The organism is Streptomyces sp. NPDC031340, assembly GCF_055569945.1.
In genome coordinates, this window is sequence record NZ_JBVIIE010000067.1 from 38,415 (window position 1) to 49,416 (window position 11,002).

An 11,002-nucleotide genomic window follows, 5' to 3' on the forward strand; every position below is an offset into this window, starting at 1 on the left:
TCCCGGGTCTCCTGACCGCCCCTCCCGGGCTCACGGGACCCGGGGGAAGCGTGCCTGGAGCGTCCAGATGGCCGGGTTCTCCCCGAGGTCCTCGTGCAGGTCCACCAGGTCGGCGATCAGGTCGTGCAGGAAGTCGCGTGCCTCGCGGCGCAGTTCGGCGTGGGAGAAGGTGATCGGGGGCTCGTCCGCCGGCATCCAGTCGGCATCCACGTCCACCCAGCCGAAGCGGCGCTCGAAGAACATCCGGTCCGTGGACTCGGTGAAGTCCAGCTCGGCGTGCTGGGGGCGGGCGGCGCGGGAGCCCGCCGGGTCGCGGTCCAGCCGTTCCACGATGTCGCACAGCGCCCACGCGAAGTCGAGCACCGGCACCCATCCCCAGGCTGTGGACAGTTCCCGGTCCGACTCGGTGTCGGCGAGATAGACGTCACCGCAGAACAGGTCGTGGCGCAGGGCGTGGACGTCCACGCGCCGGTAGTCCGTCTGCGGCGGATCCGGGAACCGGTTGGAGAGGGCGTAGCCGATGTCGAGCACGTACGAGATGGTGTCACGGCCGCCTAGGATCACTCACGTGTCCTGGTCTGCACCTCTTGTCCCGACTGTCCCCGTTGTCTCCGCGGTCTGTCTCGCCCTCACCTTCGCGCTGACCGCGTGCGGCGGCGGTGTGCACGGCACCCCGGGCGCCTCCGGCGTCCGCGACCCCTACTACCCGAAGGCGGGCAACGGCGGGTACGACGTCACCCACTACGCCCTCGACCTCGCCTACCGGCCCGGCCCGCGCCCCCGCCTGACCGGCACCGCGACCCTCACCGCCCGCGCCGAGCGGGACCTCTCCGCGTTCGACCTCGACCTGAAGGGACTGGACGTCCGCCGCGTCACCGTCGAAGGCCGTCCGGCCCGCTTCAGCCGGGCCGGGCAGGAGCTCACCGTCCGCCCCCACGACGGACTCGACGCCCACCACACCTTCCGCGTCACCGTCCGCTACTCCGGCGCCCCCGAGACCCTCACCGACCCCGACGGCACCCAGGAGGGCTGGCTGCCTACCGCCGACGGCGTTCTCGCGCTGGGCGAGCCGGCCGGCTCCATGACCTGGTTCCCCGGCAACCACCACCCGTCCGACAAGGCGTCCTACGACCTCGCCGTCACCGTGCCGAAGGGCCTGCGGGCCGTGTCCAACGGAGAGTTGACGGGCGAGACCACCAGCGGCGGCCGCACCAGATTCACCTGGCACACCGCAGAACCCATGGCGAGCTACGTCGCCACCCTCGCCGTCGGCCGCTACGACGTCCGCCGCTCCACCACCCGCGACGGCCTGCCGGTCTACGTCGCCGTCGACCCGGCCGAGGCGGCGGCGAGCCGCCCGGTGCTCGCGCGCATCCCCGAGATCATGGCCTGGGCGCAGGACGCCTTCGGCCGGTACCCCTTCTCCTCCACCGGCGCGGTGGTCGACGCCGCGCCGGAGGTCGGCTACGCCCTGGAGACCCAGAACCGGCCGGTCTTCGCCCAGGCCCCCGACGTCGAGACGCTCGTTCACGAACTCGCCCACCAGTGGTTCGGCGACTCCGTCACCCCGAGGACCTGGCGGGACATGTGGCTCAACGAGGGCTTCGCCACCTACGCCGAATGGCTGTGGGACGAGGACCACGGAGGCGCGAGCGCCCAGCACACCTTCGACGCGCTCTACGCCCACGGCGAGGACGAGTACCCCGGCCTGTGGGACTTCCCGCCCGCCCGGCCGAGCGACGCCGCGCACCTGTCCGGCACGCCCGTCTACCAGCGCGGCGCGATGGTCCTGCACGAGATCCGCCGGACCGTCGGCGACACCGCCTTCCGCGCCCTGCTGAGGGGCTGGGCCGCCGCCCACCGCCACGGCAACGCGGACACCGCCGACTTCACGGCCTACGTGGAGAAGGCGGCGCCGCGCGAGGACTTCACCCGGGTCTGGCACGACTGGCTGTACGGAGCGGGCAGGCCGGACCGCCCCTGACGGACGGCCCGGCCGAACTCCTCCGAGCTGGGCGCTAGTTGACGTTGACCGCGGTCCAGGCCGCCGCCACCGCCTGGTACTCCGCGCTGCCCGCGCCGTACAGGTCGCTCGCCGCCTGCAGGGTGGCGACCCGCGCCCCCGCGTAGTCGGTCGAGGAGGTGAAGTACGTGGTCAGGGCCTTGTACCAGATCTGCTCGGCCTTGGCCCGGCCGATGCCGGTGACCGCGGAGCCGTTGTAGGTGGGGGAGTTGTAGGACACCCCGTTGACGGTCTTCGCGCCGCTGCCCTCGGACAGCAGGTAGAAGAAGTGGTTCGCCACGCCGGACGAGTAGTGCACGTCGAGCCGGGCGACCGTGCGGGACCAGTAGTCGGCGGAGGAGCCGTCCTTGCTGGGCTTGTCCATGTAGCGCAGCGGGGTGCCGTTGCCGTTGATGTCGATCTTCTCGCCGATGAGGTAGTCGCCGACGTCGGAGGAGTTGTTGGCGAAGAACTCGACCGAGGTGCCGAAGATGTCGGAGGTGGCCTCGTTGAGGCCGCCGGACTCCCGGCTGTACTTCAGGCCCGCGGTCGCGGCGGTCAGGCCGTGGCTCATCTCGTGGCCGGCCACGTCGAGGGAGGTCAGCGGCTTGACGTTGTTCTGGCCGTCGCCGTACGTCATGCAGAAGCAGGTGTCGGACCAGAAGGCGTTGACGTACGCGTTGCCGTAGTGGACGCGCGAGTAGGCGGCCTTGCCGTCGCCCGCGATGCCGTTGCGGTTGAACGCCGACTTGTAGAAGTCCCAGGTGACGGCGGCGCCGTAGGCGGCGTCGACGGCGGCGGTCTGGCGGTTGGCGGGTGTGCCGTCGCCCCAGGCGTCGTCGGCGTCGTGGAAGAGGGTGCCGGTGCCGGACGTGCCGCCGTTCAGGTCGTACGTCGTGTGGCCGCCGCGGCCGCCGTCGACGAGGTCGTAGCCGCCGGAGGCGGAGGCGGTGGTGCCCAGGGTCACCGTGCCGCTGTACTGGCTGGTGCCCGTACCGGTGTCGATGGCCTCGTAGGAGTAGAGCTTCTTGCCGGTGCCGGCGTCCGTGACGACGTGCAGCTCGCTCGGGGTGCCGTCGTGCTGCGTGCCCCGGACGACCGACTCGTAGGCCAGGACGGGCTTGGCGCCGGCCGCCCAGATCACCTTGCGGGCGGTGGCCTTCGACGAACCGGTGCCCGCGAGGGCGGACTTCTTCGCGGCGGCGGCCGATATCGCCGCGTCGGTGGACGCGACGGATATCCGCGCCTTCGTCGCCCTGCTGACGCCCTTGAGGGCGCCGCCCTTCGACACGTGCGTGACGAGGTCGCCGCCGAGGACGGGCAGTCCGGCGTAGGTGCGCTCGTAGCGGGTGTGGACCGTGCCGTCGGCGTCCTTGACGACGTCCCGGACGACGAGCGCCTCCTCGGCGCCGAGGCCGAGCTCATGGGCGGTCGAACCGGCGGCCGCCTGGGCCGACTTGATGGCGGCGGCGCGCGCCGACGCGGTCAGCGGGAGGGCGGTGGCGCCGTTCGTCCGCTCGGGCGCCGCGGTGGCGGCGCCGTTCTGCAGCGCGAGCACGACCATCGCGGCCGAGCCGATCAGGGCGGTGGCGCGCAGGACGGCGGTGCGGGGAGCACGGAACTGCTGTCTCACTCGGTCTCCTTGGGACTGCCCTCGTGGTGGGGGCACGGAGGGGGCACAGGTGGGGCACAGAGTTGCGGCGAGCGAGGAGAGAGTGGCATTCCGACCGGCCTTTTTGACAGAGCGCCATCAAGACTTTACGTGTTCGTATCCGAAAGCCGTTGCTGCGGATCCGGTATACGGACGCGCTGATCGCGGCCAACTCCACGTAGCTACAGCGGATTTGGGCCGTAGAACATCACACCCGGAGCCGGAGCCGGAGCCGGAGCCGGAGCCGGGGCCGGAGCCGGGGCCCGCGCGTGCCGCAGGCGGTGTCCACGGCACTCGGCGGCGTCCGGCGGAGGTTCACCGGCGCGAGGATCTCCGGCGGAGAGGACCTCCGGCAGCTCCCGGAGAGCGGCTCACGCGGCTGGGGCGGACAGTTCCTTGCGCAACACCGCGCACGGCCGGCCGAGTTGCCGGTCCTCGCGGTGGTCGATCACCTCGTAGCCCAGGGACGTCCAGAAGCGGAAGCCCCGGAGGTTGTCCTCCAGCACGGCCAGGCGTACGGCGTCCCGGCCCGCCGCGCGGAAGCCGTCCTCGACGCTCCGTGCGATCCGCCGCCCGAATCCCTGCCCGTGCACGTCCGCGTCCACCATCAGCAGGCCGATCCACGGGTCCGGGTCGGCCGGGTCCGGATGGTGGGCGAGCGTGATCACGATCCCGACCACCCGCCCGCCGCTGCGGGCCAGCAGCACCTCGACGTCCGGATGCACGAGTTCGTCGGCCAGCGCGGCCGCCACCTGCTCCGGGCGGATGTCGTCGGGGTCCGGGAAGTCGCCGCTGAGGGCGTGGAACTCCCGGTTGGAGGCGTACAGCCGGGTCAGCTCGGTCAGCAGCTCACCGGGAAGCGCGCCGTCGGCGGGCGCCAGCCGCTCGAGGAACATGCCGTGGTCCGGCGGCCCGCCGGTCACCGCTCGCGCTCCACTCGCACGGCCCGGCAGGGGAGGGAGGTGCCTCGCCGCGCATGGCCCGGTGCGATGGTCATGGCGCTCGCTCCTCATGTGTGCCGGGGCCGGGATCGTCCCCCTCATGCTAGGCGGCCCGCTCAGGACCGCCGCACGGCGTTCGTGACGCGGACGCCGAGGCCCCCGGCCGGGTGGCCGGGGGCCTCGCTCAGCGTGTGCGTGTCAGACGTGCGTCGCCCTGGGTTCGGGCGTGGGTCAGACGCTGACGCCGAAGTCCTGGGCGATGCCCACCAGGCCCGAGGCGTAGCCCTGGCCGACCGCGCGGAACTTCCACTCCGCACCGTTGCGGTACAGCTCGCCGAAGACCATCGCCGTCTCCGTGGCCGCGTCCTCCGACAGGTCGTAGCGGGCGATCTCGGCGCCGCCGGCCTGGTTGACGATGCGGATGTAGGCGTTGCGGACCTGGCCGAAGTTCTGCGAGCGGTTCTCGGCGTCGTAGATGGAGACCGGGAAGACGATCTTGTCGATGTCGGCCGGGAGGCCGGCGAGGTTGACGTTGATCGCCTCGTCGTCGCCCTGTCCCTCACCGGTGCGGTTGTCACCGGTGTGGACGATCGTGTTGTCCGGCGTCTGCTTGTTGTTGAAGAAGACGAAGTGGGCCTCGGAGTAGACCCTGCCCTGCGCGTTGACCGCGATCGCGGACGCGTCGAGGTCGAAGTCGGTACCGGTGGTGGTACGGACGTCCCAGCCAAGACCCACGGTGACGGCGGTCAGGCCCGGAGCCTCCTTGGTGAGCGAGACGTTGCCACCCTTGGACAGGCTTACAGCCATGGTTCGGGAGTCCTTCCCTCGTTGCGTACGCGGTGCGTGATGAAAGCTACAGCTACCCGTATGAACGTCGAGAGAGGTACGCATGGTTCCTGATGCCTTTACCTCTTTTACCAACCGAAAACAGGGTGACGTGGACCGGACAGAACCGGGAACATGGAGCCCATGTCCGGTCCCTATCTGATCCGCGGCTCCGTCTCGCTCCCCGAGGCCGAGCTCATGTGGCGTTTCTCGCGATCCTCGGGACCCGGCGGACAGCACGTCAACACCAGCGACACCCAGGTGGAGCTCCGCTTCGACCTCGCCGCGACCGAGGCGCTGCCCGAGGTGTGGAAGCAGCGGGCGCTGCAGCGGCTGGCCGGGCGGCTGGTCGACGGCGTCGTCACCGTACGTGCCTCCGAGCACCGCTCCCAGTGGCGCAATCGCGAGACCGCAGCCGTCCGTCTCGCCGCCCTGCTCGCCGAGGCCACCGCGCCGCCGCCGAAGCCGCGTCGGCCGACCCGGATTCCGCGCGGCATCAACGAGCGCCGGCTGCGGGAGAAGAAGCAGCGCTCCGACACCAAGCGCGGACGCTCCGGCCGCGACTGGACCTGAACCGCGACTGGTCCTGAACCGCGACTGGTCCTGAACCGCGACTGGTCCTGAACCGCGACTGGCTGTCAACCGCTACCGGATGTAACCCCCGCCGCCGCGTGGACATCGCGGTCCGTTTGCCGAACGCCTTTTGTTCCGCCGGGAAACATCGCCGTGCCCCTCTCTCCTCCCCGCGCAATGCGGCCGGTGTCACATCCTCCCCGTCCCGTTCGTCATGTCGTCGAGACCGGCCACCGCCACGCGAGGAGTTGTGACCGAATGAACGAGGACGAATTCCCGAACGCCGGAAACGACGCCGAGACCACGGAATTCCTCGCCCGGCGATTTGAATCCCACCGCAGCCGTCTGCACGCCGTCGCCCACCGCATGCTCGGCTCGGTCGCCGAGGCCGACGACGCCGTCCAGGAGGCGTGGTTCCGGCTGAGCCGCTCCGACACCCGGCAGGTGGACAACCTCGCGGGCTGGCTGACGACCGTGGTCGGCCGGGTCTGCCTGGACATGCTGCGCTCCCGCAGGTCCCGCGCGGAGGAACCGCTGGAGACCACCGTGCCGGCCGCCGCGGCGGCCCCCGGCGACCCCGAGCAGGACGCGCTGCTCGCCGACTCGGTGGGCGTCGCGCTGCTGGTCGTCCTGCAGACGCTGACGCCCGCCGAGCGGCTGGCGTTCGTGCTGCACGACCTGTTCGCGGTGCCGTTCGACGAGATCGCGGCGATCCTCGGGCGTACGCCCGTCGCGGTCCGGCAGCTGGCCAGCCGGGCCCGGCGCCGGGTGCGCGGGGCCGAGGCGCCGGACGCCGACCTGGCGCGGCAGCGGGAGGTCGTGGACGCCTTCCTCGCCGCCGCGCGGGAGGGCGACTTCGAGGGCCTGGTCGCGGTGCTCGACCCGGACGTCCTGGCGCGGACCGAGGCCGGGGTGACCGCCGGCGCGGCGGCGGTGGCGCGGAACGCGGCGAGCTTCGCCCACCTGGCGCGCGTGGCGCGGCCCGCCCTGGTGAACGGCGCCACAGGGCTCGTCGTGCTCGTCGACGGGCGCGTGGAACGGGCCCTGGCCTTCACGTTCGTGCGGAGCCGGATCGCCGTGCTGGACATCGCGACCGACCCCGAGCGGGTGTCCCGGCTCGACATCGGCGTCCTGTAGACGGACGCCGGGCGCCGGCGACCGCCCCGGCCGCCGGCTCAGCCCAGGTGCCGGTAGCGGCCGCGGAAGTACGTCAGGGGGCCGCCCTCCGCGCCCGGCACGTCCGCCGACAGGACGCGGCCGATCACCAGCGTGTGGTCGCCCGCCGTCACCCGCTGCTCGGTGCGGCACTCCAGGGTCGCCAGGGCGCCGCCCACCAGGGGCGATCCGGTGATCCGGCCGCGGACGTGGGGGATGTCGGCGAACAGCAGCCGGTCGCTGACGCGGCCCTTCATGGCGAAGCGGCCGGCGATCTGGCGCTGGCCCTCGGACAGCACCGACACCGCCCACAGGGGCTGCTCGGCGAGCAGGTCGTCCATGCGGGAGCCCTCCCGCAGGCTGACCAGGACCAGCGGCGGGTCCAGCGACACCGACATGAAGGCGGTGGCCGTCATGCCGACGTCCTCGCCGGGCGGCGCCGAGGCGTCGTCGGGGTCCAGCGGCGGCTCCTGCGCGGTCACCAGGACCACGCCGGCGGCCAGCCGGGCCATGGCGGCGCGGAACTCGTCGTTGCTCACCCCCTCAGCATGCCGGGCGGCGGGCAGCGGGACGGAACGGGGCGGTGCGGCAGGAGTGTTGGACACGACGGAAACGCTAATCTCCGTTCCCCCGCAACCGCATCGGACCCCGGAACCAGCCCGGTCCTAGGACCACCGGACCAATGCAACCGCACAACCAATGCACCGCGTAGCCTTGTGCGGCATCTCCACGGGTACGCAAAGCTTGCTTTCGGTAAACGCACAGCTAAAACGCGGAAACACCACTCAATTGTTCATCTTTTGCTGTGACTTGAGTCACAAGAAGCATTAATTGTTGACCCTGTGTACCGAGTGGGCAGCGCGCTGTGATTCAGTGGCGGGGAAGATGCAAGGGCACCACTGAACCACAAGCGCCGATGAGCACCCTTGATTCGCTGCGAGGTCTCGGGGGGAGGGCGAGCATGGAGACCGAGTCGGAGCCCTACGTCCGTCTCACATCCCTGCGACGACTGCATCAGGTCATGGCGGACATGAACACGGCCCGCAGCCTGGCGGACACGCTGCAGACCGTCGCCGACGGCGTGGTCAACGGCCTCGGCTACGAGCTGGCGTGCGTCAACCTGGTGCGCCCGGACGGCGACCTCGTCGTCGCCGCCTTCGCGGGCAACCCGGCCGCCGAGGCACTGATCACCGGCCGTGTCGGCTCCCGCGACTCCTGGGACCGCCGCCTGACCATGGGCGAACGCTGGGGCGACCTGGTCTTCATCCCGCACACCGAGGGCTGGGTCCTCGACGACGACGACGTCCCGCAGTGGTACACCGACGGGCCCGCGCCCCGCTTCGAGGACGAGTGGCACCCCTCCGACCGCCTCTTCGCGCCGATGTACACCCCCGGCGTGCCGGGCGGCTGCCCCGGCGAACTGATCGGCGTGCTGTCCGTGGACCGGCCGCGCAACGGCCGCCGCCCCGGCGACTGGGGCCGCGAAGCGCTCCAGATGTACGCCTTCCAGGCCGCGATCGCGATCAGCAACGCACGGCTGCGCTCCAACATGCAGCGCGCGCTGGTCCGGCTCGAACGCGAGCAGCAGGCGCTGCGGGCCAGCGAGGAGAGCTTCCGGCAGGCCTTCGAGTACGCCCCCTCCGGCATGGCCATCGCCGAGATGGGCGGGGACCAGCACGGCCGCATCCTGCGCACCAACGACGCCCTGTGCCGCCTGCTGGGCCGCCCCGCCTCCGCGATGCGCCGCTACTCCTTCTCCGACCTCGTCCACCCCGAGGACATAGGCACCCTGCTGCGCACCTCCGCCGAGGGCGGCCGCGCCGAGCTGCGCCTCGGCCGCCGCGACGGCACCTACGTCTGGGTGTCCCTGCGCAACAGCGTGGTCGCCGACGCCGCCGACGGACCCCGCTTCCTGCTCACCCACGTCGAGGACATAGAGGAGCGCAAGCGCCGCGAGCTGCAGCTCGCCCACCGCGCCTCCCACGACTCGCTCACCGGCCTGCCGAACTCGGCCGAGCTGCGCTCCCGCCTCTCCTCCCGGCTGTGCCGGCGCCCCGCCCAGCCCGGCGCGCCGGCGTCCCTGGACGCCGCCTACGGCCACCCCGCCTACGACTCCAGCGGCCACGGCTTCGACTTCCGGCCGGACGCCGAGAGCTACGACGCCTACGACCACCACGTGCACACCGTCGCCCCCGAGGGCGAGCGCGACGACGGCACCAAGGGCCTCGCGGTCCTCTTCTGCGACCTCGACGGCTTCAAGTCGATCAACGACCGGTTCGGGCACAACGCCGGCGACGCGGTCCTCATCGAGGTCGCCCGGCGGCTGACCCGGGGCGTGCGCGACGGCGACACCGTCGCCCGCCTCGGCGGCGACGAGTTCGTCGTGCTCGCCGACGGGCTCGGCCGGGCCGACGCCCAGGACCTCGCCGTCCGCCTGCGCAACGAGATCATCCAGCCCATCCGGGTCGACGGCCGGGCCATGCGCGTCGGCGCCAGTTTCGGCATCGGCTGGGCGCACTGCGGGATGACCGCCGACGAAGTGCTGAAGTCCGCCGACGAGCGGATGTACGTAGAGAAACGATCTCGTCCCAAACAGCACAGACGGGCGGGATGACCCGCAGGTCAGCGAGCCGGTGCGATCTGCGTCACCCGTTCGGGCCACCAGGTGGGGGTAGGCTCGCCATCCGACCTCACGTATCGCTTCCGCCCCGCACCTGTTGAGGAGTACCAAGGGATGACGTCCGGCAACAACGGCGCCAGCACGCCCGAGGACGACGACCCGTTCGGCTACCTCTACGCCGACGGGCAGGCCAACGGAGCCCAGCCGCCCTCCGGCGGCGGCTACGGCTACCCGAACTCGGTCAACCGGGTGCGCGCGGTCGGCCAGCGCCAGTACGGCCAGCCGACGGCCCCGACCGCGCCGTACGGCCAGGCCCCGCAGCAGCAGGGCGCCTACGGCCAGCCGAACGCCCACTACGCCGCGCCGGAGACCCTTCCCGGCGGCGCTCCCACCGGCCGGCAGCAGTCGCAGGGCGGCGGCGGGCGCGGCCGCGGCCCCAACACCAAGGGGCTGCTGATCGGCGCGATCGCGGTGGTCGCCGCGGTCGTCATCGGCATCGGCGTGGCCATGCTGGGCGGCGACTCCGAGAACGACAAGGCGGGCGACGGCGGCGCCACCCCGACCGCCTCCCAGAGCGCCGAGCCGAGCACGTCGCCGAGCGCCAGCAAGGCGGCGCAGACGGACCTGCCGAAGATCGACGCGAAGGCCCTCAACCTCGCGCCGGGGGTGACGACGGCATCCGACGTCGACGGCGCGAGCGCCGACGGCGGCATATACGTCACCGGCCTCAACAACGTCGGCGCCTCGGTCACCTGGACCGTCGGCGACATTCCGGAGACCGGCGTCTACACCCTCTTCGCGGGCTACAGCGTCCCCGGCAAGGACCAGAGCATGACGCTCACCATCAACGGCAAGGTCTTCGGCACCAAGCTGAACCTGGGCAACTTCGCCAAGGCCTCGGAGGGCGACTACGCCAAGGGCTGGACGCAGACGTACGCCTACCCGACCCTCAACAAGGGCTCCAACACCATCAGCCTGTCCTGCCAGGACGGCGACCAGTGCGACATCCTGCTGGACCAGTTCTGGCTGAAGGCAGGCCAGGTCAAGCGTTAGCGCTGCCGCTCGGCGGGTCGGCCGGGAACGGCGTCTGCCGTCTGCGGGGCGGTTGCGGCAGGTCGCGCAGTTCCCCGCGCCCCTATGCTTGAGTTTTAACCCATCAAGATCGTTTCTTGGTGAGGGTGGCCGTTTGCCGGACAGCAAGGCGGCCTCTGCTTGATCATGTGTTTCCGCCAAGA

At 71.5% G+C, this 11,002-nt stretch carries 10 protein-coding genes; 5 read left to right on the forward strand and 5 right to left on the reverse strand.

What is annotated here, in order from left to right; genetic code table 11:
• Positions 1 to 30: 30 nt before the first annotated feature.
• The gene (locus ACZ5GT_RS35205) at positions 31 to 531 is read right to left on the reverse strand and encodes a hypothetical protein (protein ID WP_469034607.1); all 501 of its coding nucleotides are present in this window, start codon (positions 529 to 531) and stop codon (positions 31 to 33) included.
• A 7-nt stretch (positions 532 to 538) separates the two neighbouring features.
• Between ACZ5GT_RS35205 and ACZ5GT_RS35210 the strand changes: the two genes are divergently transcribed.
• Complete coding sequence (locus ACZ5GT_RS35210; RefSeq protein ID WP_469034624.1) at positions 539 to 1,984, forward strand: M1 family metallopeptidase; 1,446 nt, start codon at positions 539 to 541, stop codon at positions 1,982 to 1,984.
• 34 nt (positions 1,985 to 2,018) lie between these two features.
• Here the strand turns inward: ACZ5GT_RS35210 and ACZ5GT_RS35215 are convergent, their stop codons facing one another.
• The 3 genes from ACZ5GT_RS35215 to ACZ5GT_RS35225 form a co-directional block, all read right to left on the reverse strand.
• Complete coding sequence (locus ACZ5GT_RS35215; protein ID WP_469034609.1) at positions 2,019 to 3,635, reverse strand: M4 family metallopeptidase; 1,617 nt, start codon at positions 3,633 to 3,635, stop codon at positions 2,019 to 2,021.
• A 389-nt stretch (positions 3,636 to 4,024) separates the two neighbouring features.
• On the reverse strand, positions 4,025 to 4,576 hold the full coding sequence (locus ACZ5GT_RS35220) for a GNAT family N-acetyltransferase (protein WP_469034611.1): 552 nt from the start codon (positions 4,574 to 4,576) through the stop codon (positions 4,025 to 4,027).
• Between the two features lie 249 nt (positions 4,577 to 4,825).
• Positions 4,826 to 5,401 (reverse strand): TerD family protein, encoded by a 576-nt coding sequence (locus ACZ5GT_RS35225; RefSeq protein WP_469034613.1) that lies wholly within the window; start codon positions 5,399 to 5,401, stop codon positions 4,826 to 4,828.
• 153 nt (positions 5,402 to 5,554) lie between these two features.
• Here ACZ5GT_RS35225 and arfB point away from each other — a divergent pair, with 153 nt between their 5' ends.
• Complete coding sequence (arfB, locus tag ACZ5GT_RS35230) at positions 5,555 to 5,992, forward strand: alternative ribosome rescue aminoacyl-tRNA hydrolase ArfB (protein ID WP_469034615.1); 438 nt, start codon at positions 5,555 to 5,557, stop codon at positions 5,990 to 5,992.
• A gap of 258 nt (positions 5,993 to 6,250) precedes the next feature.
• On the forward strand, positions 6,251 to 7,129 hold the full coding sequence (locus ACZ5GT_RS35235; protein WP_469034617.1) for a sigma-70 family RNA polymerase sigma factor: 879 nt from the start codon (positions 6,251 to 6,253) through the stop codon (positions 7,127 to 7,129).
• Positions 7,130 to 7,167: 38 nt separating this feature from the next.
• Here the strand turns inward: ACZ5GT_RS35235 and ACZ5GT_RS35240 are convergent, their stop codons facing one another.
• Positions 7,168 to 7,752 (reverse strand): flavin reductase family protein, encoded by a 585-nt coding sequence (locus ACZ5GT_RS35240; protein ID WP_469034618.1) that lies wholly within the window; start codon positions 7,750 to 7,752, stop codon positions 7,168 to 7,170.
• Positions 7,753 to 8,108: 356 nt separating this feature from the next.
• Between ACZ5GT_RS35240 and cdgB the strand changes: the two genes are divergently transcribed.
• A complete protein-coding gene (gene cdgB, locus ACZ5GT_RS35245) occupies positions 8,109 to 9,761 on the forward strand; it encodes a diguanylate cyclase CdgB (protein ID WP_469034621.1) in 1,653 nt (550 codons plus the stop codon).
• Positions 9,762 to 9,881: 120 nt separating this feature from the next.
• Positions 9,882 to 10,820 carry a carbohydrate-binding protein gene (locus tag ACZ5GT_RS35250; RefSeq protein ID WP_469034622.1) on the forward strand — a complete coding sequence of 313 codons (939 nt, stop codon included), beginning with the start codon at positions 9,882 to 9,884 and terminating at the stop codon, positions 10,818 to 10,820.
• The last annotated feature ends 182 nt before the right edge of the window (positions 10,821 to 11,002 follow it).